Below are 23,123 nucleotides of genomic sequence, written 5' to 3'. Positions count from 1 at the left end.
CAAACAGGCGAGGAAGCGCAGTTTACGAGCTGTAAATGAGCATTCCGAGCCTGCTTTTAACGCAGCAATGGCAACGCAGGTAGTTTTTCAGCAGCCTGTTAGAATGGCTGCATCGGTGAATATTAAGGAGCAAGGTTATCATGGGTACATTGAATCGCCTTTTGCTGGTCGGCCTGCTGGCCTGTCTTCCGCTTGCCGCGCATGCCGATGACCCGGTTTCGGGCGACCCGGATGTGACCATTCGCCAGGACGGCGACCGCACCATTCAGGAATACCGGGTCAATGGCTTCCTTTATGCCATCAAGGTCATCCCGAAGAACGGCAAACCCTACTTTCTCGTTCGCGCCGATGGCAGCGACGGCAACTTCGTACGTTCGGACGATCCGGACATGCTGATCCCTTCGTGGGAAATCTTTAGCTGGTAAGCGATTAAGGTCTGATATGTCGGTATTCACCCCCCTGGAGCGTCATCAGCTCGAAGTCTTCCTGGCGCCCTACGGGCTTGGGCGGTTGCGTGACTTCCAGGGCATTGCTGCGGGTAGCGAAAACAGCAACTTCTTCGTCAGCCTGGAACAGGGCGAGTACGTCCTGACCCTGGTCGAACGCGGCCCGGTGGCCGACCTGCCATTTTTCATCGAACTGCTCGACGTGCTCCACGACGCCGGCCTGCCGGTGCCCTACGCCCTGCGCACGCAGGACGGCGCGGCACTGCGCAGCCTGGCGGAAAAACCGGCGCTGTTGCAGCCGCGCCTTTCCGGCAAGCATGTGCGCGAGGCCAACGCCCACCACTGCCAGGAGGTGGGCAGCCTGCTGGCGCGGATTCACCTGGCCACGCGTGATACGCCCATCGAACGCCGCAGCGACCGCGGTCTGGACTGGATGCTCGCCGAAGGTCCGAGCCAGGCCCTGAAACTCGACGAGCAGGCGTTGCCGCTGCTGCGTGATGCACTGGCCGAGATCGCCGAGCTGAAACCGCGCATCCTCGCTCTGCCGCGGGCGAACCTGCATGCCGATCTGTTCCGCGACAACGTGCTGTTCGACGGCAACCATCTGGCCGGGGTGATCGACTTCTACAACGCCTGCTCCGGGCCGATGCTCTATGACTTGGCGATCACCCTCAACGACTGGTGTTCGCACGAAGATGGCGGCCTCGATGGCACTCGCGCCCGTGCGCTGCTCGGCGCCTATGCGGCGCTGCGGCCGTTCAGCGCGGCCGAAGCGGAGCTGTGGCCGGCCATGCTGCGCGTGGCCTGCGTGCGCTTTTGGCTGTCACGCCTGATCGCCGCCGAGTCGTTCGCCGGGCAGGAAGTGCTGATTCATGATCCAGCCGAGTTCCAGCGGCGCCTGGCGCAGCGCCAGCAGGTCGATCTGCCGCTGCCGTTCGCGCTGTAGTGGGATCGACGCGTTTCGTAGGATGAGTTAGCCACCTGTAACGCATTGCTGAATAACTCTCTCTGTTCCTACGGCGGCGTAACCCACCGTCGGCGCAGCGCCATCCACTGCCTGGTGGGTTACGCGGCGCGCCAAGTTCAGTTGCGTTTATGCGGCCGGTGCTTTGCGCCGCTAACCCACCCTACGGGTCTGCGTCGGGCCGTAGCCCGGATGAAATCCGGGAAATGATGGTAATAGCGGTGCGTAAGCGCACCCCAGCGGATCAGCTACCCGAAACCAGGCCCGGCAGTTGTTCGGCCAGCTTGGCATTGTTGATCGGCGCGCGGATGAAGCCGCGCTGGGTGCCATCCGGGCCGATGATCACCAGGTTGCCGCTGTGATCGACGGTGTAGTTTTCCTTGCTGGTGTCGGCCGGGATGTAGGGGATGCTCACCGAGTTGGCGAACTTCTGCAGGGTTTCCTCTTCGCCGGTCAGGCCCTTGAAGCCCGCATTGAAGAAGCCCAGGTACTTGCTCAACTGCTCCGGCGTATCGCGGTGCGGGTCGACGCTGACCATCACTACCTCAAGCCGCGCGCGCGTTTCATCGGACAATTGCGTCTGCAGCTGGCGCAGTTGGGCGAGGGTGGCCGGGCAGATGTCCGGGCAGAAGGTGTAGCCGAAGAACAGCAGCTTCCAGTCGCCCTTGAGCTGATCGACCGCGACTTCCTTGCCGTCCTGATCGACCAGGGTCAGCGCCGGCAGGCTGCGGTTCTGCGGCAGCAGGACGATACCGGCATCGAGCAACGCAGCCGGGTCGCCCTGGCTCTTGCTGCTGAGCACCTTGTTGACGGTTAGCCCCAGCACCAGGGCGACGATGGCGACAAGAACGAAAACCGTTGTGTGGGTACGCGTCATGAAGAGCCTTAAATATTCAGCAACAGATAGTGATCCGCCAGCAAAGCGATAAACAGCAGGAACAGATACCAGATACTGTACTTGAAGGTGTTGATCGCGGCGTGCGGTTTACTGTCACGGTACAGCACCCAGGCCCAGTGCAGGAAGCGGCCGCCCAGCAGCACAGCGCAGCCCAGGTACAGCGGGCCGCTCATGTGGATGGCGTAAGGCAGCAGGGTTACCGCGAACATCACCAGGGTGTAAAGCAGGATATGCACCTTGGTGTAGTGCTCACCGTGGGTCACCGGCAGCATGGGGATGTCGGCCTTGGCGTATTCTTCCTTGCGGTGGATGGCCAGGGCCCAGAAATGCGGCGGCGTCCAGGCGAAGATGATCAGCACCAGCAGCAGCGGCTCGGCACTCAGGTGACCGGTGACAGCGACCCAGCCCAGCAGCGGCGGCGCAGCGCCCGCCAGGCCGCCGATGACGATATTCTGCGGCGTCGCACGTTTGAGAAAGCCGGTGTAGATCACTGCGTAACCGAGTAGCGAAGCCAGCGTCAGCCAGGCGGCCAGTTCGTTGGTGAACACCATCAGCAGGCTCATGCCGGCAATGGCCAGAGCCAGGGCGAAAGTCAGCGCCGCCACCGGCGAAACGCGCCCAGCCGTGACCGGACGCTTGTGCGTACGCGCCATGATCGAGTCGATGCGCCGGTCCACCACATGATTGACCGCAGCCGCCGCGCCAGCGCACAGGCCAATACCGAGGTTGCCGAACAGCAGCACGGTCCAGGGCACGCCTGCACGGGTGGCGAGGAACATGCCGACCAGCGAGGTGATCAGCATCAGCATCACCACCCTTGGCTTGGTCAGCTCCAGATAATCGCGCCAGGTGGCGCGTTCGGAGTGGGTGCGCAGCATTGTCGCCATGGCATTTCTCCCTGATTCGTTATTTACCGGCCTTGAACCAGACCGCTGGAAACGAGCGTCGTGCGCCTGTCCGCCAGATCGGATGTTTTACAAGTCGTCGCAGAAGCGCTCCGCAGGCGATAGTTGATCAGCACCATGGTCAGCAGCAGGGCTGCGCCACCAGCGTTGTGCGCCACCGCCACCAGCAGCGGCAGGTGGAAGATCACGTTGCTGATGCCCAGGCTGACCTGCGCGGCCAGCGCCAGCAGCAGCAGACCGGCTAGGCGCGGCAGCCCGGCCGCGCGCAGCCGCCAGGCCAGCACCAACAGCGCCAGCGTTACCAGCAGCGCGCCGATACGATGGCTCATGTGAATGGCGGTGCGCGCATCGCTGTCGAGTTGCCCGCCCAGGTAGTTGGGGCCGATATGCTGGGTGAGATGAAAGCCCTTGCCGAAGTCCATCGCCGGCCACCACTCGCCATGGCAGGTGGGCAGGTCGACACAGGCGACCGCGGCATAGTTGGAGCTGACCCAGCCGCCGAGGGCGATCTGCCCGATCACCAGCAGCAGGCAGGCAGCCGCCAGTGCACGCAGGCGCCCCGGTATTTGCAGCGGGGCGAAGCGCCCCGACAGGCGCAAGGTGAGCAAGGTGAGCAGGCTCAAGGTGGCGAAGCCGCCGAGCAGATGGGCGGTGACCACCTGCGGCCAGAGCTGCAGGGTGACCGTCCACATACCGAAGGCGCCCTGCAGGATCACCAGCGCCAGGATCGCCAGCGGCAGTTTGACGGGTTGCGTCGGCTCCTCACGACGGCGCACGGCCTGGATAGCGATGATCAGGATCACCAGCCCGAGCGCACCGGCGAAGTAGCGGTGGATCATCTCGTACCAGCCCTTGGCGACCTCCACCGGTGCCTCGGGAAAGCGCGCCTCGGCGATGGCCTGCTTGTGCTCGCTCATCGGAACGCCGAGAAAACCATAGCAACCCGGCCAATCCGGGCAACCCAGGCCGGCATGGGTCAGGCGGGTGTAGGCACCTAGCAGCACCACCACCACGGTCAGTAGGGTCGCGAACAACGCTAGACGGTAACCGGGCTTGTGCATGTCGACTCCTTGGGCACGGGGCTTGGCGCGCTGTCGATATGGACAGAGCGCAGCGTCAGCCGATCAGGGAAATTTTCAGCAGATAGCGCAGATCATCGAGAATCGCCTTGCCGTTGCTGCCGGCCGGATAACGCAGCACCAGATTGCCGTGCGGGTCGACCAGCCACAGCTGCGCACCGGGCACCGCCTCGGCGGCCTTGTCATAGGCCCGCAGATCCAGCCGGTAGCGTCCCAGTTGCGGGTACTCGCGCTTGAGCGTGGCGTCGTAATCGGCGGTCAGCGGCTCGGCCAGCGCAAGACCGTGGCTGGCGCGGGACGTCTCGCGGTTGAGGCCGATCTGGATCTGCCGCGCCAGGTAAACCAACTGCTGACAGTCCGCTTCGCACGCGCCCGGTGCCGTCACCAGAATCTGCCAACCGGGCTCGACCTCACCCTGGACGCCGAGGTCGGCCAGGGTGCGGCCGTCGCCGATCAGCACGCCGTGGTAGCTGCGCGTCTCCGGCACCCAGAAGCGCCACTGGTACATGGCACTGGCGAGAAACATCGGGCCGATGGCAATGGCCAGGATCAGCAGCAACTGCAGGCGACCACGCCCCTTGCGCGGCGCCTCAGGCATGGCGATGGCTGGGTTCATGACGGCTCTCCCGTGCGTTGTGAATTCCGAGATAGATGAACAGGCCAAGCAGCGCGGCGGCCAGGGCGAACCATTGCACCGCGTAGCCCAGATGCTTGCTCGGGCTCATGCTCACCACCGGCCAATCGACGCGGTAACTGGCTGGCCCCGGTTCAAGGCGCGCCTCGAACGGCAACCCGCCGCGGCCCAGTTGCTGCCACAGGCTTTCGGCCTCGACCTGAGTAATGAGCCGTGGCCAGCCATCGGTCGCCGCGCCGGAGCGCAGATTCAGACCGCCGGAAGGCGCGACGTAGATCCACGCCGTGAGCTGCAGCACACCATCGGGAGTCTCGAACTGCGGCGGTGTACGGCGGTCAGGCCAGGGCAACCAGCCGCGGTTAAGCAGCACCCAGAGGCCGCTGGACTGGTCATAGAAGGGTTGCAGCAACTCGACACCAGCGTGGCCATCGCGCACGCGGCTATCGAGCAGAAGACTGTGTTCCTCGTCGAAGTGCCCGCGCAGCTGGACCCGGCGATAGGCCGGATCACGCACGGGTTCGAGCTGCTCGAGGCTGGCCGGCTCGGCCTGACGCCGCGCCTCGAAGCTGGCCAGCAGCTGGCGCTTCTCCTCGCCGCGCTGCAACTGCCAGAAGCCCAGCCAGATCAGGCCCGGCAGCAGCAGGGCGACCAGCAGGCTGGGCAGCCAACCGGGACGGAAGGCACTCATTGCGTCCTGCCGTGACGGTCGGGGTTGCTGGCTATACTGCATTGCATCACTTCAATCCCCCGGAGTCCCGCATGCTCAAGGCCGCGATCGTCCTAATGCTGCTGGCTACGCTCGCCAGCCTGTTCAGCGGCCTGTTCTTCCTGGTCAAGGACGAAGGCCATGGTTCCCGCGTGGTAGGCGCTCTGACTGTCCGTGTCGGCCTGACCGCCATTACCGTTGCCCTGATCGCCTGGGGCTTCTATTCAGGGCAACTGGTTTCTCACGTCACCTGGTGAAGCTGCGCTACAAGACGTAGACGAAGATAAACAGGCCGAGCCAGACCACGTCGACGAAGTGCCAATACCAGGCGGCGGCCTCGAAACCGAAGTGCTGATCGGCATCGAAGTGCCCGCGCGTGATGCGTACCAGCATCACGATCAGAATGATGGTGCCCAGTGTCACGTGCGCACCGTGGAAGCCGGTGAGCATGAAAAAGGTCGCGCCGTAGATCCCCGAGCCCAGGGTCAGCCCCAGCTCGGTGTAGGCCTCGATGTACTCCTCGACCTGGAAGAACAGGAACGCCAGCGCCAGCACGATGGTCGCTGCCAGCCAGGCCTTGAGCGGGCCGCGGTGGTTCTTCTTCAGGGCGTGGTGAGCGAAGGTGATGGTGAAACTGGAAGACACCAGCAAGATGGTGTTGACCAGTGGCAGATGCCAGGGGTCGATCACCCCGCTCGGTGGCGGGAACAGTTTGGAGTCGGGGTTCTGCAGCATTGGCCAGCTGTATTCGAAGCCTTCCCAGAGCATGTTGGCAACGCCCTTGTCACCCTCACCGCCGAGCCAGGGCCCGGACCACATGCGGATGTAGAACAGGGCGCCGAAGAAGGCGGCGAAGAACATCACCTCGGAAAAGATGAACCAGCTCATGCCCCAACGGAAGGAGCGGTCCATCTGCGCGCTGTAGAGGCCGGCACGGCTTTCCTTGATGACGTTGCCGAACCAGCCGAACAGCATCCAGGCCAGAATCAGCCCACCGACGAAGAAGATCATCGGCCCGTTCGAGCTTTCCCGGTTGGCCGAGAGGTCGTTGAACCAGGTTCCTATGCCATAGAAGCTGACCAGCAGACCGACACTGGCGACGATGGGCCATTTGCTTTGTGCCGGTACGTAATAGTTCTCGTGACTTTCGTGACTCGACATTGTTGTTCTCCTTATGGAGTCGCCCGAGCAAGGGTCGCCTGAGCCACTGGCGGTTTGCGTTCGGTGATATCGAACAGGGTGTAGCCCAGGGTCAGGTGCTTCACGTCCTGCGGCAGGTCGCGGTCGACGATGAAGCGCACCGGCATCTCGATGCGCTCGCCCGGTTGCAGCACCTGCTGGGTGAAGCAGAAGCACTCGGTCTTGTGAAAGAAGGCCGCCGCCTTCGACGGCGATACGCTGGGAATCGCCTGCGCGCTCATCGGGTGATCGCTGGGGTTGTAGGCAACGAAAAGCATGTCGCGCGCCTCCCCAGGGTGAACCAGGATCTCGTCGGCCTCTGGTCCGAACTCCCAGACCATGCCGGCAGCGTTGGTGGCGAGAAACTGCACGCGCACCTGGCGCTGCTCATCCACCAACTGCTCGCCCTGGTAGGCCCCGGCCGTCTTGCCGTTGATGCCGAAGACCCGGCACATGGCGTCGTAGAACGGCGGCAGGATGAAGATGCCGAAGCAGAACATCACCACCACCACGACCAGCAGACGGGTAACCAGGCGACGCGTCGCGATGACCTCGCTCACGGCAGACCTCCTATTTCACTTCCGGCGGCGTGCTGAAGGTGTGATAGGGCGCCGGTGACGGCACCGTCCACTCCAGGCCTTCGGCACCGTCCCAGGGCTTGGCCGGCGCCGGCTTGCCGCTGCGGATGCACTTGATGACGATGAACAGGAACAGCAACTGGGTTGCGCCGAACATGAAGGCGCCGATGCTGGAGACCATGTTGAAGTTGGCGAACATCATGTTGTAGTCGGGGATACGCCGCGGCATGCCGGCCAGGCCGACGAAGTGCATCGGGAAGAACGCCAGGTTCATGCCGATGAAACTCATCCAGAAATGCAGCTTGGCCAGGGTTTCGTCGTACATGTGGCCGGTCCACTTCGGCAGCCAGTAGTAGGCCGAGGCGAAGATGCCGAAGATCGCACCCGGCACCAGCACGTAGTGGAAGTGCGCCACCACGAAGTAGGTGTCGTGGTACTGGAAGTCCGACGGCGCGATGGCCAGCATCAAGCCGGAGAAACCACCGATGGTGAAGAGGATGACGAAGGCCACCGAGAACAGCATCGGCGCCTCGAAGGTCATCGAGCCCTGCCACATGGTGCTGGCCCAGTTGAACACCTTCACCCCGGTGGGCACGGCGATCAGCATGGTGGCGTACATGAAGAACAGCTCGCCGGTCAGCGGGATGCCGACGGTGAACATGTGGTGCGCCCAGACGATGAATGACAGGAAGGCGATCGCAGCCGTGGCGTAGACCATCGAGGTGTAGCCGAACAGCGGCTTGCGCGCGAAGGCCGGGATGATCGAGCTGACCGCACCGAAGGCGGGCAGGATCATGATGTACACCTCGGGGTGGCCGAAGAACCAGAACACGTGCTGGAACAGCACCGGGTCGCCGCCACCGGCGGCGTTGAAGAAGCTGGTGCCGAAATGGATGTCCATCAGCATCATGGTCACGCAGCCGGCCAGCACCGGCATCACCGCGATCAGCAGGAAGGCGGTGATCAGCCAGGTCCAGACGAACAGCGGCATCTTCATCAGGGTCATGCCGGGGGCGCGCAGGTTGAGGATGGTGGCGACCACGTTGATCGCCCCCATGATCGAACTGATGCCCATCAGGTGCACCGCGAAGATGAAGAAAGTGGTGCTCTCCGGCCCGTAGGTGGTCGACAGCGGCGCATAGAAGGTCCAGCCGAAGTTCGGCCCGCCACCTTCCATGAACAGCGTGCTGACCAGCAGGCCGAACGCCGCCGGCAACAGCCAGAAGCTGAAGTTGTTCATCCGTGGCAGGGCCATGTCCGGCGCGCCGATCATCAGCGGGATCATCCAGTTGGCGAGGCCAACGAAGGCCGGCATCACTGCACCGAAGACCATGATCAGGCCGTGCATGGTGGTCATCTGGTTGAAGAATTCCGGCTGCACGATCTGCAGGCCCGGCTGGAACAGCTCGGCGCGGATGACCATCGCCATCGAGCCACCCAGCAGAAACATGCAGAAGCTGAACCACAGGTACATCGTGCCGATGTCCTTGTGGTTGGTGGTCAGCACCCAGCGCATCAGACCCTTGGCCGGGCCATGGTGGTGGTCAGTATGACCGTGATCGATCACTGCACTCATGTCCTTACTCCTGCGCCTTGGAGAAATCGAGAATGTCCTTGGGCGTGACCATCTCACCGAGGTTGTTGCCCCAGGCATTGCGCTCGTAGGTGATGATGGCGGCCAGGTCGACCGGCGACAGCTGCTTGCCGAAGGCGGCCATGGAGGTGCCCGGCTTGCCGTTGTAGACGATGTCGATGTGGCCCTCGGCCGGCCCGGTGGCGATGGCCGAACCCTTGAGCGCCGGGAACATCGGCGGCAGGCCTTCGCCGTTGGCCTGGTGGCAGGCGACGCAGGCCGTGTTGTAGGCCTTCTCGCCGCGCGCCATCAGCTCTTCCATGGTCCATTCCTTGCTGGTCAGCTCGCGCTCGGCAGCCGCAGCCTGCTTGCGCTCGGCCAGCCAGGCATCGAAGTCCTCCTTGGACTTGGCCTCGACCACCACGGGCATGAAGCCGTGGTCCTTGCCACACAGCTCGGTGCATTGGCCGCGGTAGATGCCCGGTTCTTCGATGCGGGTCCAGGACTCGTTGATGAAGCCGGGGATGGCGTCCTTCTTCACCGCCAGCGCCGGCACCCACCAGGAGTGGATGACGTCGGCAGCAGTGATGAGGAAGCGCACCTTGGTGCCCACCGGCACCACGAGTGGTTCGTCGACTTCCAGCAGGTAGTGTTCACCCTTGGCTTCGCGGTTGTTGATCTGCGAGCGCGGTGTGGTCAGGTTGCTGAAGAACTCGACGTCGTGGCCCAGATACTTGTAGTGCCACTTCCACTGGTAGCCGGTGATCTGGATGTCCAGCTCGGACTCGGAGGTGTCGTAGATCTCGATCAGCGTCTTGGTCGCCGGGATCGCCATCACCACCAGAATGGCCAGTGGCACGACGGTCCAGAGAATCTCGACGGTGGTACTTTCGTGGAAGTGCGCAGGCTCCTGGCCGGTGGAGCGGCGGTGCATGATCATCGACCAGAACATGGCGCCGAATACCAGTATGCCGATCACCACACAGATCCAGAAAATGGTCATGTGCAGATCGAACACGGAGCGGCTGACGTCGGTTACACCAGGCGTCATGTTGACCGTCCACTGGGCGTGCGCCGAGCCTAATGCCAGCCACAGCAGGAGGCCCATCCAGACTCGTGGATGTCGCATCATTGCGGGTTCCCCTTGATTGTTCTTGTTATCCCGCCGGCTGAGCCTGCGGCTAAGGGATCGACTGCCAATAGGGCATGCGCTGCGGACTCACTGTCCACGAAGCACACCCGACTGCTGGCGACTGCTGCCGAAACCTCTCCGTGCGTGAGCCCGTCCGGTTCCATCAGGTACTGCCTTTCGAAATCGAGTATAGACGGCGACTTTCACCTCGCAACGTACCAGCGAAAATGGCCGAAGCCACACAGCCCTTGTCCTAAACGCCGCGGCTGCTGCGGGCTGTAGCCGTTCTGATACAGGTGGATATAGCGGACTCGCATAAGTATGAAAAAGTTATGACAATCGTGTCTTAGCCGACCGCAGGAGCCGGCTAAGGTTCACGTCCATGTCCTGATATGTAGGAGCAGTCATGAACACCGCCGCCCTTCGTCAATTGATCGCCCATGCTCGTCAGCAGGAAAGCGGCAGCCAGGCGCTCGCCCATTTTCTCCAGGCTCAGCTGGATCGCCTGCATCCGTCCATTCGCCTGCCCGAGGGCGACGCGCAGGGCGCGCTGGCTGCCTTCATCATCGCCTATATCGAGGAGGTACCGGACGTGCTGGATGCCGCCGCCGAGGTGGCGCGCGAAGCCGGAATCGAGTCCGCGGTGAAGCCCGTGCTGAAGATCGCCGAGCATTTCTTCCTGCAACCACCGGCCTTGATGGACGGCCACGAAGGGCTGGAAGGCCTGCTCGACGAGGCCTATCTGGCCCATCGCCTGGTGGAGGAGGTCAACGACCGCTACATCGCCCACTTCGGCCAGCCACTGATCCCGCTGGACACCACGCGTGCCAATCTGATCGCGCATCAGTTGATCGGCGAGCCCTTCGCCAACCAGCTCGATGAAGCCGTGCATCACGCTCTGGCCGGCATGCTCGATGGCGCCAGCTTCGACCAGCCCTCAGTGCAGGCCTACCGCGAGCGCCTGGCGGCGCCGAGCACCACATTGGCCTGGCGGCGCTGGCCCTGCCTGTCGCAGCAGCTGGGCGTGGAGTTGCAGCTCAAGGGCTGATCGCCAGCAGGATCAGCGACAGAGTCAGCAGCGAGCCGAGGGTGGAGAACAGGATCGCCCGCGACACCAGCGCCGCCTGACGCTGGTAATACTCGGCGAGCATGAACGGTCCGGTGCCGGTGGGCAGCGCGCTTAACAGCAACGCGGCGTGCGCCCAGAACGGCGGCAGGTCGAGCAGCACGAAGGCGATGAACCAGGTTACCAGCGGCTGCAACACCAGCTTCAACGCCACCAGCGGCCAGGCACCTTCACTCGACCCGCTCTGCCGCTGCGCCAGGAACAACCCCAGCGAGACCAGCGCACAGGGCACGGTGGCGGCACCGAGCAGGCGCAGGAATTCGTCCAGCGCTACCGGCAGTTGCACACCACCCAGCGCCCAGGCCGCACCGAGCAGCGGTGCCACCACCAGCGGATTCTTCAGCAGCGCCGAGACCACCTGCACGATGGCGCCGCCCAGGCCCTTGTCGCTCTGCAGGCCCACCTCGATGCACACCACCGCCAGGCCGAACAATACGCAGACCACCATCAGCGAGGCGATCAGTGCCGGCGCCATACCGTCATCACCGAGCACCAGCACGCACAGCGGAATGCCGATGTAGCCGGTATTGGCGTAGCCGGCGCTGAGCCCGTCGATGCTGGCGTCGACCAGGCTGCCGGTGGTTTTCCAGCGATACGCCAGGGTGGCGAGAAATACCGCGAGCATGCCGCCGGTGAAGGCGAGCAGGAAGCCGGGCTGCCAGATCTGCGCCCAGTCGGCCTTGGCGGTGAGGCTGAAGAGCAACGCCGGCAGGCCGAGCCAGACCACGAAGCGGTTCATCTCCGAAGCGGCGGTCGGCCCCAGGCGATTGGTGCGCCGGCAGATGAACCCGACCAGAATCAGACCGAAGATCGGCAGCAGCACATTGAGAACGGTGGACATCGAACTACGCCAGCGACAGGGGAGGACCGAGCCTAGGGGCGCTAGCGGTCCAGGGCAAGCCATTGCCTGTGATTCGATGACGTCCGCTGGCGTCTAGCACTGACCTGCCGGGACGCTCCCCGGCCTACTCGCGAGCCCGAACATGCAAGCGCTGTTGAACGAAATTCTCGATGAAGTCCGCCCGCTGATCGGCCAGGGCAAGGTGGCCGATTACATCCCGGCGCTGGCCGGCGTGGCGCCCGATCAGTTGGGCATCGCCGTGTATGGCAACGATGGTCAGTTGCATGTCGCCGGCGATGCGCAGTTGCCCTTTTCCATCCAGAGCATTTCCAAGGTGTTCAGCCTGGTGCAGGCCATCGGCCACAGCGGCGAAGGCATCTGGCAGCGCCTGGGCCACGAGCCGTCCGGGCAGCCGTTCAACTCGCTGGTGCAGCTCGAGTTCGAGCGCGGCAAGCCGCGCAATCCGTTCATCAACGCCGGCGCGCTGGTGATCTGCGACATCAATCAGTCGCGCTACGCCGCGCCGGCGCTGTCGATGCGCGACTTCGTCCGGCGTCTGTCGGGCAACCCCGAGGTGACGGTGGACAACCATGTCGCCGAGTCCGAATACCAGCACCGCGCGCGCAATGCCGCGGCGGCGTATCTGATGCAGTCGTTCGGCAACTTTCACAACGACGTCGAGGCCGTGCTGCGCAGCTACTTCAGTTGCTGCGCGCTGCGCATGAGCTGCGTCGATCTGGCGCGCGCCTTCGGCTTCCTGGCCAACCAGGGCTTCTGCAAGCACAGCGGCGAGCAGGTGCTGTCGCCCCGGCAGAGTAAGCAGATCAACGCCATCATGGCCACCAGCGGGCTGTACGACGAGGCCGGCAACTTCGCCTATCGCGTCGGCCTGCCTGGCAAGAGCGGCGTCGGCGGTGGCATCGTCGCTGTGGTGCCGGGGCGCTTCAGCGTCTGCGTGTGGTCGCCCGAGCTCAACGCGGCCGGCAATTCGCTGGCCGGCATGAAAGCTCTAGAGCTGCTCAGCGAACGCATCGGCTGGTCGGTGTTCTGATTCGATAGGCTATGGTCGCAACAGGCCGCACCGTCATGCGGCCACCGTTTCGAAGACCAGGAGTGCCCATGTCGATGCCCGAATACCACATGTTCGCCGCTGCGCCCGCGCCGGTCGCGCCGTTCTCCCATGCTTGCGAAGCCGATGGCTGGGTGTTCATCACCGGCCAGTTGCCGATCGATCCGGGCAACGAAGCGGCGCCACTGCCGGAAGGCATCGAGGCGCAGACGCACAAGACCTTCGACAACCTGCTGGTGGTCCTCGAAGGGCTCGGCCTGGGCCTGGAAAACGTGGTGTCGGCGCGTGCCTTCCTCACCGATTTCTATGGCGACTACGCTCGCTTCAACGCGGTGTACGCCAGCTACTTCCCCGAAGGCAAGCGCCCGGCGCGCACCTGTATCGGCACCACGGGGCTGGCCCGCCACGCATTGGTGGAGATCGATTTCATCGCGCGACGTCCTTGAGGCGGCGCAGCCCGGATGAAATCCGGGAAGGAACGCCGCTATGGATGAATGCGGGCTACGGCAGCGGGTACATCGCGCTACAGCAGCTTGCGGTACTGCACGAAACCCGAGCGCTCGCCGATGCGCTCGTACAGCAGCTTGGCCTGGCTGTTGCTCTCGTGCGTCAGCCAGTGCACCCGTGAACAGCCTGCGGCACGTGCCTGCTCGTAGACATGCTGGATCAGCTGACGACCGACGCCGCCGCTGCGCTCGCCCTTGGCGACGAACAGGTCCTGCAGGTAGCAGTAATCGCCGGTGGTCCAGGTCGAGCGGTGGATGACCCAGTGCACTAGGCCGACGGCCTGATCACCGCGCCAGGCCAGCGCGGCGCCCATGGGCTCGGCGGGGTCGAGAAAGCGCTGCCAGGTGACGGCGCCGGTCTCGGCCGGGATATCGGTCATGTAGAAGCGCTGGTAGCCCTGCCACAAGGGCAACCAGGCGGGGTGATCGGCAGCGACTACAGGGCGAATTTCGATACTCATCGTCCTTCCTCTGTTTGGGCAGGTGGATCAGTCGCTCATCTCACCACAGAGATCGCGCGCCAGCCAGTGCTCCACCTCGGTCTGCGTCAATCCGGCGCCGAGCAGGGCGAACAGCTTGCCCAGCGCGGCCTCACGGGTCATACCGCCGCAGGACACTAACCCGGCCTCGGCAAGACGACTGCCGGCGGCGTACACGCCGAACTGCACATGCCCCTGCGCGCACTGGCTGATCGCCGCCAGCACCACGCCGCGCGCATGGGCATCGAGCAGCACCGCCATCAGCTCGGCATCACCGGCCGGGCCGGTACCGCTGCCGTAGCACTCCAGCAGCACGCCCTTCACGCCACTGTCGAGCAGGGCGCTGAGGTGACCCGCCTGCACGGCCGGATGCAGCGGAAGTACGGCCAGGTTCACCCGCTCGCGCGCCTGACGGTAGTCGATAAGGGCGCTGATCGCGACATGCTCGGCCTGACGCTGACGCGGCAGCACCTGGAAGGCATCGAAGGCATCGCTGCGCAGCTTCGAACAGCGCGCGCCGTGCAGCAGCTGACCGTTGAAGTACAGGTGCACGCCCGGCGTCACGCCGCGGTGCAGCGCACGCATGGCGCCGAACAGGTTGGGCCAGGCATCGCCGCCGTCCACACCGGCCGGCTGCATGGCACCGGTCAGCACCACCGGCACGTCGAGGCCGAGCAGCAAAAAGCTCAGCGCCGCAGCGCTGTAGGCCAGCGTATCGGTGCCATGCAGCACCAGCACGGCGTCATGGCCATGCGTCTCCACGGCCGTGACGATCTCGTCACGCAACGCCAGCCAGTGACCGGGGTTCATGTTGGCGCTGTCGATCAGCGGCAGCAGCTCGCGAAAGCTCCACTGCGGCAGTTCGCTGGTGTTCTCGCTGGCTTGCTGGGTACGCATGCGCGCCTCGAAACCCGAGGCCGGCGCCAGGCCGTCTGCGCTCATCTGCATACCGATGGTGCCGCCTGTGTACAGCACCAGGAGTTTTTCTGGGGTCGCCATGGGCTCTCCTCGCAAATCACGGGCAAACGCAACGTTCACAACATCGCTCACGACTGCCCGAAGAATGGCTGCCAGAGTTCGGCAGGCCAAGAAAAAGGGGGCCTTGCCCCCTTTTTTCCGTCTGAGTCAGATCAGCGCTGGTAGGCGCGATCACCGACCTGCGCCGGGTCGGCGGCATTGCTCGACTGGTTGTCCCACACGGCAGGGTCGAGGTCCAGATCGGCGAACTGCTTGGCATCGAACACCGGCGACTTCACGCCTGCCTTGACCTGGCTATCGTAGTCGCGCATCACCCGCAGGCCTACCTTGAACAGCAGCGCCAGGGCGATCAGGTTGCAGATCGCCAGCAGACCCATGGTCACGTCGGCGAAAGCGAACACGGTGCCCAGGTCCTGCACCGAACCCCACAGCACCAGGCCGATCACCAGCACACGGTAAACCATCACCGGGCCGCGCTTCTGGCTGAAGAAGCCCAGGGCGTTCTCGCCGAGGTAGTAGTTGTAGATCAGGGTGGTGAAGACGAACAGCAGCAGCGCCAGGCTGATGAATACCCGGCCCCACTCGCCGACCACGGCCGCGACGGCGCTCTGGGTCAGGACCACACCGGCCTGCTCCATGCCTGGCTGGTAGACGCCCGAGAGCAGAATGATCAGCGCAGTGCAGCTGCACAGGATCAGGGTGTCGATGAATACGCTGAGCGACTGCACGATGCCCTGCGCGGCCGGGTGCTTGACCTCGGCGACGGCGGCCACGTTCGGCGCGCTGCCCAGGCCGGCCTCGTTGGAGAACAGGCCGCGCTTGACGCCCATGATGATGGCTGCGCCGATACCACCGGCGAAGGCCGGCTCGAGGCCGAAGGCGCTGTTGAAGATCAGGGCGAAGGTGGCCGGCACCTCGCCGATGTTCATGCCGATCACCAGCACTGCCATGGCGATGTAGGAGAACGCCATGACCGGCACCAGCACGTCGGCGAACTGCGCGATGCGCTTGATGCCACCGAAGATGATCAGGCCGATCACCACGGTCAGGGCGATGCCGCTGGCCAGGGTCGGAACGCCGAAGGTGTCATGCAGCGAGCTGGCGACGGTGAAGGACTGCACGGCGTTGAAGCCGAAGCCGAAGGTCACCAGCAGCAGGATCGACACGACGATGCCCAGCCAGCGCTGACCGAGGCCGTGCTGGATGTAGAACGCCGGGCCACCGCGGTAGCCGCCATCGGCTTCGCGACGCTTGTACAGCTGGGCCAGGGAGCACTCGAAGTAGCTGGTGGCCATGCCGACCAGGGCCACGATCCACATCCAGAAGATGGCGCCCGGGCCACCGAGCATGATCGCCACGGATACCCCGGCGATATTGCCGGCGCCGACGCGGCCGGCCACCGAGAGCATCAGGGCCTGGAACGAGCTGAGCTGGCCCGGCTGGCGCTGGAAGGCCTCGGCGAAGATGCGAAACATGCTGCTGAAGTAACGGAACTGGACGAAACGTGAGGAGATGGTGAAGAACAGGCCGAGACCGATCAGCATCACGATCAGCAGCTTGCTCCAGATGAGGTCATTGAGAAGATCGAGCATGGAGGCTTTCTCTTGTTGTTCTGAATGGGGGATACGCCTCTCCGGGCGGATGGCGGCATGTTTCGTGATAGAGGCCTCATCGAGCAATTTCGCAGGTCGCGGCAAAATGATGCGAGTTGATGCTAGAATCGCGTCACCCGCATCATCCAGTACGTCTATATGTCCGATTCCCTCGGCAGCAACCTCAAACTGCTGTGCAGCCACTACCGCTCCATCGCCGAGGTCTGCCGCAAGCTCTCGATCAACCGCGCGCAGTTCAATCGCTACCTGGCGGGGCAGAGCAAACCCACCGCACACAACCTCAAGCGCATCTGCGATTTCTTCGGCATCGAACCCTTCGAGCTGAGCATGCCGAACGAGCAGTTCGCCCGGCTGATCGGCGCCCGCAGCGGCGATACGCAGGTGCAGGGCGGCAACGATCCACTGCTGGAACTGTTCGACCCGCTGCGCCAGCAGGCCAGCCCGATGAGCCGTTACTGCGGCTACTACTTCGAATACTCGAACTGCATGTCGGTTCCGGGCCAGGTGCTGCTGTCACTGGTGCACCTGCGCGAAGAGCGCGGCAACTACCTGTTCGAGCGCCAGGAACGTCAGGAGCGTCAGGAACACACACGCGGCGGCACCGAGGACTGGGTACGCTGTCGCTACCTGGGCACGGCGTTCTTCCTGCAGGACCGCCTGTTTCTGGTGGACTACGAATCGCTGACCGGCAACGAAATCAGCCAGACCATCCTCATCCCCAGCTTCAAGAGCCGCATCACCCGCCTCAACGGCATCAAGACCGGCGTCTCCAGCGGCGACCGCCGTACCCCGGCCTGCACCCGCGTGGTCTGGCAGTACCTGGGCAACGAGATCAACCGGGTCAACGCCTACCGCCAGTTGATGCTCTACGCACCGGACGATCCACGGATCGACGAAGACGTGCGCCAGCGCCTGGGTAGCGCGCAACTACGCGATGGGCTGTTCGAGATGGAGTGAGGCGCCCCGCTCACAGGCTACGCGGCAACCACAGCATCATCGCCACGCAGAACAGCGTCAGGCCGATGCAGAACCACAAAAAGCGCCGCTGGCGACGCTGCTGTGGCCGATCCGTGGGCAGCGGCATGCCGCAATCGCCGCAGTTCTGCGCCGAATCGGGCTGGGCGCGCTGACAATAGAGACAGATACGGCTGCTCATGGCGCTACTCGAACTGTTCCAGGCGCTGGCGGTCGAGAATGCGGATGACCCGCGCCTGCTGGGTGATGATCTGCTCGTCGACCAGGCGGCGAATGATTCGCGAGAAGGTCTCCGGCTGAATCGACAGGTGCCCGGCGATCAGTTGTCGGGCCATCGGCAGCTCCACCTCGTCGCCGTCGCCGCGCGCCAACTGCGTGAGCAGATAACGCACCACGCGGTGCGTGGCGTTCTTCAGCGACAGCGTTTCGATCTCGTTGATGCGCTGGTGCAGGCGGATACACAGCTTGCCGAGCAATGCGAAGGTCAGCCGCGAGTTGCTCTGCAGCAGGCGCATGTAGGTGGCGTTGGAAAAGCGGTACAGCTGCGTTGGGCCGAGCGCCTGGGCCGACGCGACGTAGTCGGGGGTGTCCATCAGCATCATCGCCTCGGCGAAGGTGTTGCGCTCGCCGATCACCTCGAACACCTTTTCCTGACCGTCCGGCGTCAGGCGGTAGATTTTCACCGCCCCGGATATCACGAAGAAGAACGCGTGCGCCGGCTCACCCTGCATGAACAGGATGTCGCCCTTATCGAGGTTGAGCAGTTGGCTGTCGGCCAGCAGTTCGTCCAGCTGTTCGTCGGCCATCGGCTCGAACAGGTGATGGCTGCGCAGGATCTGGTGATGAACGCGATGCTGCACCCGGGACGATTCCTGGCTGCCCGACGAGGCGATCATTCGGGTCGCAATGGTGTTACTGAACATGCTCGGTCTCCGGGGGTTCGGCATAACGGGCGATGCCGTCCAAATCGAGGAGCACCACGTGCTGGCGCCCCAGCTCCAGCAGTCCGCGCTCCTTCCAGGCACTGAGCAGACGGCTGACGGTGTGCAGGGTGGTGCCGGTCATTTCCGCGAGGTTCTGACGCGACAGGGGAAAATCGATGCTGACGCCGTTGCCGGTGCGGCGCCCGGAATGCTGGGCCAGGCGCAGCAGGGCGTGCGCCAGGCGCTGTTCGACGCGCTCAGTGGACAGCTCGCGGATACGCTGGTGCGCGTCCTGCAGACGCTGCCCGAGCGCGCGCACCACATGCTCGCCCAAGTGCGGGCAAACCCGGCTGAGCGACTCCCACTGCGCCGATGGCCAGCGCAGCACGCTGCTGTTCTCCACCGCGACGGCGGATGCCGGAAAATGGCTCAGCGCCATGGCGCGGGCAAGGCCGAACAACTCGCCGGCACAGACGTAGCGCACCACCACACGCTCGCCGGCCGGGGTCAGCTGGGAAATCTGCAAGTGGCCGCCGAGCAAAAAGAAGAAATGCCGGGCGGGCTCGCCCTGCCGGAACACGAAATCCCCCTTGAGGACATCGCACCGCTGAGCATGCGCCACGACGTGCTCGAGCTCGTCATCGCTCAAGGGCGAGAACAGCGGCAGGCGTGCTATCAGCTCGAGTTCGGGTGGCATAAGGCATCAATTCGGGTAATGCGGCGGATGTGCTGATCGTAGCGCGTCGCCTGCGTCAGCCGCTGCGGTATGTTGTCGCTACCCACCACTTCTTTGTTCCAGGACAAAGAAGGCGAAGATCGCTTGCCCTGAAATGGTTCCAGCCAACCATAAAAGGGGACACAGCATGAAAGGCTTCAAACCGCTACTGATCGCCAGCGCCATCGCCCTGAGCTTCACCAGCACCTCGTTGCTGGCCGACTCCACCGCTGGCCTGGAGCGGGTCAAGGTCGACCTGGTCGCGCCGCCACAAGTGCATGCGCATGAGCAGGCCACCAGCGCCAAGCCGAAGGTGGTGCAGTTCCGCATGACCATCGAGGAGAAGAAGATGGTCATCGACGGTCAGGGCACCACCCTGCAGGCCATGACCTTCGACGGCTCCATGCCCGGCCCGACCATGGTCGTGCACGAGGGCGACTACGTGGAGCTCACCCTGGTCAACCCGGCCAGCAACGCCATGCCGCACAACATCGACTTCCATGCCGCCACTGGCGCGCTGGGCGGCGCCAAGCTGACCCAGGTGGCACCGGGCGAAGAAGTGGTGCTGCGCTTCAAGGCCGACCGCAGCGGCACCTTCGTCTACCACTGCGCGCCGGAAGGCATGGTCGCCTGGCATGTGCTCGCCGGCATGAGTGGCACCCTCATGGTGTTGCCGCGCGATGGCCTCAAGGACCCGGAGGGCAAGCCGCTGCACTACGACCGCGCCTACACCATCGGCGAATTCGACCTGTACATACCCAAGGACAAGGACGGCAAGTACAAGGACTACCCCGACCTCGGCTCCAGCTTCCAGGACTCGCGCGAAGCGATGCGCACCCTGATCCCGACCCACGTGGTGTTCAACGGCAAGGTCGGTGCACTGACTGGCGACGGCGCCCTGACCGCCAAGGTCGGCGAGACCGTGCTGTTCATCCATTCGCAGGCCAACCGCGACACCCGCCCGCACCTGATCGGTGGCCACGGCGACTGGGTCTGGGAAACCGGCAAGTTCGACAACCCGCCGGAGAAGAACCTGGAAACCTGGTTCATCCGCGGCGGCTCGGCCGGTGCGGCGCTGTACACCTTCAAGCAGCCGGGCGTGTACGCCTACGTCAACCACAACCTGATCGAGGCGATGGAGCTGGGCGCTGCCGGCCACGTCAAGGTGGAAGGCGAGTGGAACGATGACCTGATGAAGCAGATCAAGGCCCCCGGCCCGATCACTGCGAAGTAAGGGCATGGCGATGAGAGCACTGCTGGTGGGTGCGATGCTGCTCGGCGGATGTATGCAGACGAGCGGCATCGACGAAAACGACTGGGTACGGATCGCTGCCGGCACTGCCCGGTACCAGGCCGCCGATGCCAGCGGTGCGACCTTCGAACAGCACAGCGACGGCTTCGCCATCATGCGCCGCCAGGTCAGCCAGGCGGAATACGCGGCCTGCGTCGCGGCCAACGCCTGCCTGCCACTGGATGGCGACTTGCGCGAGGCGAGCGCTGCCGACCTGCCGGCCGTGGGCGTCAGCTGGATGGACGCCAGCGCCTACGCCCAGTGGCTGACGCAGCGCACGGGCGTAATTCACCGTCTGCCGACATATGCAGAGTGGGTCCTGGCCGCTGGCGAGGCGTTCCAGGACATTCAGGCACAGGTTTTCGATGACGCCCGCAACCCGGCGCAGCGCTGGCTGGCGGAGTACGACCGCGAGTCCCGACGCAAGCCGCTGGACCCGCGCCCGCGGGCCTTCGGCAGCCAGGGCAGCAACGCCAACGGCCTGCTCGATGTGGCCGGCAATGTCTGGGAATGGACCGACAGCTGCTTCGGCAAGGGCGACTTCTGCGGTATCCGCATCGCTGCCGGGCAACATCCCAGCGGGCTCTCCGACTTCGTTCGTGACCCGATCAGCGGCGCCTGCTCGGTGGGCGTGCCGCCGAGCAACCTGGGGTTTCGATTGGTGCGGGAGTGATCGCTGCTTAACCCTCTATTCGCGGACGAGTCCGCTCCCACAAAAAAAGCGACGGCATCTCTTCCTTCAAACCAGCGACACACCCGCTCCCAACCTGTGGGAGCGGACTCGTCCGCGAAGCTTTTCTGCTGATTTCGCAGCGCGCCTGGGCATCTCGCCAAACGACTCGCTGATCATCCTGATCCACCGTTGCAGCTCCATTCGCGGACAAGTCCGCTCCCACAAAAGCGACGGCGTCTCTTCCTTCAAACCAGCGGCACACCGGCTTCCAAACTGTGGGAGCGGACTTGTCCGCGAAGCTCTTCCAGGCCAAAGCCTCAAGCCTCAAGCCTCATAACCAGCAAGTATCCCACAACGGGTAATCGCCAATATGCTCGACCAACCCCGCCCGCAAAGGATTGGCGATGATGTAACGCGCAACGGGCAGAAGGTCCTCCTCCCGACGAATGGCCCGGTCGTGGAAGCCCTGCTGCCACAGCACGCCTGAACACCCACGTCTGCGGTTGATATGCCGCGCGCTATTGCTCTTGATCCGCCGCATCAGCTTGTCCAGCGGCTTGCCGTGCAGTTCGACCAGCCAGTGCAGGTGATCCGGCATCACCACCCAAGCCAACGACGTCACCCAGCCCTCTTCGCTGGCGGCACGCAGCTCGGCCACCAGCAGGCGCGCCAGATCGAAATCGCCAAACAGTGGTTGGCGCCGTTGAGTGGTAGTGGTCAGCAGGTAGGGACGGCCTGGCTGGCAGTGGCGGCCAAGGCGCAAGCGGTGGGATTGGGCGGGCATTCCTTTGCCTCCTGATAAGCGGAGACTTTGGTATAGCACAGCAGACTTTTCATGCCGGCAAAGCGCTTCGCGGACAAGTCCGTTCCCACAGGTTCTCAGCACCACTGGAGGGAGCGGGCTTTGTGGGAGCGGACTTGTCCGCGAACGGGGTCCGCGACTACTTCAGCTCACGCGGCGCTTCGTCGCTCGTCACCGGATCTCGATCATCGCGCATCGAGCGGCGAAAGCCGCTGATCGCACCGCCCAGATCCGAGCCAATGCTGCGCAGGCGGCGGGTGCCGAACAGCATCACTACCAGCAGTGCGATGACCAAAAGTTTCCACACACTCAAACCCATCATGGCGCTTATCTCCTCTGGTTAATCGCAGCTCAGTGAACGGCATGGCCATGTGCATGCCCGTGCATGGCGCCACCATGCTGCTGGCCTGCGGCCTCCTGCAGCAGCGCCTGGTCGATTTCGTCAAAGCGCAGCACGCGCCCGCCGTGCATGGCCGCCAGCTGCTGCGCCTGCTCCTCGCTGGCGAAGCTGGCCAGCGGCGCGCCCATGGCGTTCCTCAGCGAAATGCCGATCACGTAGAAGGCGCTGGTGGCATCGATCAGGTGTTCGTCGTCCGGGTGCTCCCACACACTGCGGCCCATGTCGTGGACGTACAGCCGGGCGCCGCTGACGCGGTTCTCCGGCTGCAGCCACCAGCCGAGCAGCTCGGCGGTGGAGCAGAATTTCTTCACGCCGTTACCGGCCACCGCCTCACCTTTGGGCCCGGGGAAGTCGGCGATGATCATGCCGCAGACATGGCATTCGTCACTCGGATGAAAGGCCACCGACTCCAGTGTCTGCGTGGTCTGTTCCTTGTCGCCGCAGCCGGCCAGGCCGAAGGCGAGGGCGGTGGCGAGCAGCGCTATTGCGCTGGTGCGGTACAGATGGTTCATGGGGCGAGGTTCCTCGAGTCAGTGGAAAAATGGGCGAGCAGGCGCTGGGATTTCGCGGACAAGTCCGCTCCCACAGGCGCCCGCGCATTCATCTTTGTGGGAGCGGACTTGTCCGCGAATAGGGGG

The 23,123-nt window shown here is 64.1% G+C and carries 28 protein-coding genes; 9 read left to right on the top strand and 19 right to left on the bottom strand.

Annotated elements, in window-relative coordinates; genetic code table 11:
* Window positions 1-140 precede the first annotated feature (140 nt).
* A complete protein-coding gene (locus P3C50_RS14550) occupies window positions 141-425 on the top strand; it encodes a DUF2782 domain-containing protein (RefSeq protein WP_275546559.1) in 285 nt (94 codons plus the stop codon).
* A gap of 16 nt (window positions 426-441) precedes the next feature.
* Window positions 442-1,392, top strand: coding sequence for a homoserine kinase (locus P3C50_RS14545; protein ID WP_275546558.1), 951 nt, complete (start codon window positions 442-444; stop codon window positions 1,390-1,392).
* Window positions 1,393-1,654: 262 nt separating this feature from the next.
* On the opposite strand, the gene P3C50_RS14540 is transcribed toward P3C50_RS14545, so the two are convergent.
* Genes P3C50_RS14540 through P3C50_RS14520 form a run of 5 tightly spaced genes read right to left on the bottom strand, consistent with a single transcriptional unit; the run spans window position 1,655 to window position 5,614 of the window.
* On the bottom strand, window positions 1,655-2,287 hold the full coding sequence (locus P3C50_RS14540) for an SCO family protein (RefSeq protein ID WP_275546557.1): 633 nt from the start codon (window positions 2,285-2,287) through the stop codon (window positions 1,655-1,657).
* Between the two features lie 8 nt (window positions 2,288-2,295).
* A complete protein-coding gene (cyoE, locus tag P3C50_RS14535; RefSeq protein WP_275546556.1) occupies window positions 2,296-3,195 on the bottom strand; it encodes a heme o synthase in 900 nt (299 codons plus the stop codon).
* Window positions 3,196-3,218: 23 nt separating this feature from the next.
* Window positions 3,219-4,274: a COX15/CtaA family protein gene (locus P3C50_RS14530; RefSeq protein ID WP_275546554.1), complete on the bottom strand. Its 1,056-nt coding sequence runs from the start codon at window positions 4,272-4,274 to the stop codon at window positions 3,219-3,221.
* A 55-nt stretch (window positions 4,275-4,329) separates the two neighbouring features.
* On the bottom strand, window positions 4,330-4,908 hold the full coding sequence (locus P3C50_RS14525) for a hypothetical protein (protein WP_275546553.1): 579 nt from the start codon (window positions 4,906-4,908) through the stop codon (window positions 4,330-4,332).
* Window positions 4,883-5,614 carry an SURF1 family protein gene (locus tag P3C50_RS14520; protein ID WP_275546552.1) on the bottom strand — a complete coding sequence of 244 codons (732 nt, stop codon included), beginning with the start codon at window positions 5,612-5,614 and terminating at the stop codon, window positions 4,883-4,885. Before P3C50_RS14520 ends, P3C50_RS14525 begins: the two co-directional genes overlap by 26 nt.
* Window positions 5,615-5,685: 71 nt before the next feature.
* Here P3C50_RS14520 and P3C50_RS14515 point away from each other — a divergent pair, with 71 nt between their 5' ends.
* Window positions 5,686-5,889 carry a twin transmembrane helix small protein gene (locus tag P3C50_RS14515; protein ID WP_275546551.1) on the top strand — a complete coding sequence of 68 codons (204 nt, stop codon included), beginning with the start codon at window positions 5,686-5,688 and terminating at the stop codon, window positions 5,887-5,889.
* Window positions 5,890-5,896: 7 nt separating this feature from the next.
* Here the strand turns inward: P3C50_RS14515 and P3C50_RS14510 are convergent, their stop codons facing one another.
* From P3C50_RS14510 to coxB, 4 genes are read right to left on the bottom strand one after another with little or no spacing between them, the layout of a single operon-like run.
* On the bottom strand, window positions 5,897-6,793 hold the full coding sequence (locus P3C50_RS14510) for a cytochrome c oxidase subunit 3 (protein ID WP_275546550.1): 897 nt from the start codon (window positions 6,791-6,793) through the stop codon (window positions 5,897-5,899).
* Between the two features lie 11 nt (window positions 6,794-6,804).
* A complete protein-coding gene (locus P3C50_RS14505) occupies window positions 6,805-7,371 on the bottom strand; it encodes a cytochrome c oxidase assembly protein (protein ID WP_275546549.1) in 567 nt (188 codons plus the stop codon).
* Window positions 7,372-7,381: 10 nt separating this feature from the next.
* Window positions 7,382-8,965, bottom strand: a complete 1,584-nt coding sequence (ctaD, locus tag P3C50_RS14500; protein WP_275546548.1) for a cytochrome c oxidase subunit I — start codon at window positions 8,963-8,965, stop codon at window positions 7,382-7,384.
* 4 nt (window positions 8,966-8,969) lie between these two features.
* The gene (gene coxB / locus P3C50_RS14495; protein WP_197857676.1) at window positions 8,970-10,094 is read right to left on the bottom strand and encodes a cytochrome c oxidase subunit II; all 1,125 of its coding nucleotides are present in this window, start codon (window positions 10,092-10,094) and stop codon (window positions 8,970-8,972) included.
* A gap of 406 nt (window positions 10,095-10,500) precedes the next feature.
* On the opposite strand from coxB, the gene P3C50_RS14490 reads away from it, so the two are divergent.
* Window positions 10,501-11,142 carry a hypothetical protein gene (locus tag P3C50_RS14490; protein WP_275546547.1) on the top strand — a complete coding sequence of 214 codons (642 nt, stop codon included), beginning with the start codon at window positions 10,501-10,503 and terminating at the stop codon, window positions 11,140-11,142.
* On the opposite strand, the gene P3C50_RS14485 is transcribed toward P3C50_RS14490, so the two are convergent.
* Window positions 11,132-12,061: an AEC family transporter gene (locus P3C50_RS14485; RefSeq protein ID WP_275546546.1), complete on the bottom strand. Its 930-nt coding sequence runs from the start codon at window positions 12,059-12,061 to the stop codon at window positions 11,132-11,134. The two genes, P3C50_RS14490 and P3C50_RS14485, sit on opposite strands and share 11 nt — an antisense overlap.
* A gap of 142 nt (window positions 12,062-12,203) precedes the next feature.
* Between P3C50_RS14485 and glsB the strand changes: the two genes are divergently transcribed.
* Complete coding sequence (glsB, locus tag P3C50_RS14480) at window positions 12,204-13,112, top strand: glutaminase B (protein ID WP_275546545.1); 909 nt, start codon at window positions 12,204-12,206, stop codon at window positions 13,110-13,112.
* Between the two features lie 68 nt (window positions 13,113-13,180).
* On the top strand, window positions 13,181-13,576 hold the full coding sequence (locus tag P3C50_RS14475) for a RidA family protein (RefSeq protein ID WP_013713310.1): 396 nt from the start codon (window positions 13,181-13,183) through the stop codon (window positions 13,574-13,576).
* 77 nt (window positions 13,577-13,653) lie between these two features.
* Here the strand turns inward: P3C50_RS14475 and P3C50_RS14470 are convergent, their stop codons facing one another.
* The 3 genes from P3C50_RS14470 to P3C50_RS14460 form a co-directional block, all read right to left on the bottom strand.
* Window positions 13,654-14,097 (bottom strand): GNAT family N-acetyltransferase, encoded by a 444-nt coding sequence (locus P3C50_RS14470; protein WP_275546544.1) that lies wholly within the window; start codon window positions 14,095-14,097, stop codon window positions 13,654-13,656.
* A 27-nt stretch (window positions 14,098-14,124) separates the two neighbouring features.
* A complete protein-coding gene (locus P3C50_RS14465) occupies window positions 14,125-15,114 on the bottom strand; it encodes an asparaginase (protein ID WP_275546543.1) in 990 nt (329 codons plus the stop codon).
* 131 nt (window positions 15,115-15,245) lie between these two features.
* Complete coding sequence (locus tag P3C50_RS14460; protein WP_275546542.1) at window positions 15,246-16,685, bottom strand: alanine/glycine:cation symporter family protein; 1,440 nt, start codon at window positions 16,683-16,685, stop codon at window positions 15,246-15,248.
* Between the two features lie 159 nt (window positions 16,686-16,844).
* On the opposite strand from P3C50_RS14460, the gene P3C50_RS14455 reads away from it, so the two are divergent.
* Entirely contained in the window at window positions 16,845-17,663 is an 819-nt protein-coding gene (locus P3C50_RS14455) for a helix-turn-helix domain-containing protein (protein ID WP_275546541.1), read from the top strand.
* 10 nt (window positions 17,664-17,673) lie between these two features.
* On the opposite strand, the gene P3C50_RS14450 is transcribed toward P3C50_RS14455, so the two are convergent.
* The 3 genes from P3C50_RS14450 to P3C50_RS14440 are packed head-to-tail and all read right to left on the bottom strand — an operon-like array spanning window position 17,674 to window position 19,301.
* On the bottom strand, window positions 17,674-17,862 hold the full coding sequence (locus P3C50_RS14450; RefSeq protein WP_275546540.1) for a protein DnrP: 189 nt from the start codon (window positions 17,860-17,862) through the stop codon (window positions 17,674-17,676).
* Window positions 17,863-17,866: 4 nt separating this feature from the next.
* Complete coding sequence (locus P3C50_RS14445) at window positions 17,867-18,577, bottom strand: Crp/Fnr family transcriptional regulator (RefSeq protein WP_275546620.1); 711 nt, start codon at window positions 18,575-18,577, stop codon at window positions 17,867-17,869.
* Between the two features lie 16 nt (window positions 18,578-18,593).
* Window positions 18,594-19,301 (bottom strand): Crp/Fnr family transcriptional regulator, encoded by a 708-nt coding sequence (locus tag P3C50_RS14440; RefSeq protein ID WP_275546539.1) that lies wholly within the window; start codon window positions 19,299-19,301, stop codon window positions 18,594-18,596.
* 166 nt (window positions 19,302-19,467) lie between these two features.
* On the opposite strand from P3C50_RS14440, the gene nirK reads away from it, so the two are divergent.
* Together nirK and P3C50_RS14430 are read left to right on the top strand one after the other, a co-directional pair.
* On the top strand, window positions 19,468-20,553 hold the full coding sequence (gene nirK, locus P3C50_RS14435) for a copper-containing nitrite reductase (protein WP_275546538.1): 1,086 nt from the start codon (window positions 19,468-19,470) through the stop codon (window positions 20,551-20,553).
* Between the two features lie 10 nt (window positions 20,554-20,563).
* Window positions 20,564-21,283 carry an SUMF1/EgtB/PvdO family nonheme iron enzyme gene (locus tag P3C50_RS14430; RefSeq protein WP_275546537.1) on the top strand — a complete coding sequence of 240 codons (720 nt, stop codon included), beginning with the start codon at window positions 20,564-20,566 and terminating at the stop codon, window positions 21,281-21,283.
* Window positions 21,284-21,614: 331 nt separating this feature from the next.
* Here P3C50_RS14430 and P3C50_RS14425 read toward each other — a convergent pair whose 3' ends face one another.
* From P3C50_RS14425 to P3C50_RS14415, 3 genes are all read right to left on the bottom strand, one after another.
* Window positions 21,615-22,067: an REP-associated tyrosine transposase gene (locus P3C50_RS14425; protein WP_275546536.1), complete on the bottom strand. Its 453-nt coding sequence runs from the start codon at window positions 22,065-22,067 to the stop codon at window positions 21,615-21,617.
* 157 nt (window positions 22,068-22,224) lie between these two features.
* Window positions 22,225-22,407: a twin-arginine translocase TatA/TatE family subunit gene (gene tatA, locus P3C50_RS14420; RefSeq protein WP_275546535.1), complete on the bottom strand. Its 183-nt coding sequence runs from the start codon at window positions 22,405-22,407 to the stop codon at window positions 22,225-22,227.
* A gap of 29 nt (window positions 22,408-22,436) precedes the next feature.
* Window positions 22,437-22,997 carry a nitrous oxide reductase accessory protein NosL gene (locus P3C50_RS14415; RefSeq protein ID WP_275546534.1) on the bottom strand — a complete coding sequence of 187 codons (561 nt, stop codon included), beginning with the start codon at window positions 22,995-22,997 and terminating at the stop codon, window positions 22,437-22,439.
* Window positions 22,998-23,123 lie beyond the last annotated feature (126 nt).

The organism is Pseudomonas sp. Marseille-Q0931 (assembly GCF_940789645.1).
Taxonomy (GTDB): domain Bacteria; phylum Pseudomonadota; class Gammaproteobacteria; order Pseudomonadales; family Pseudomonadaceae; genus Aquipseudomonas.
Note: the sequence above shows the minus strand (reverse complement) of the source record. Positions and strands in the feature narration are given on the sequence as shown.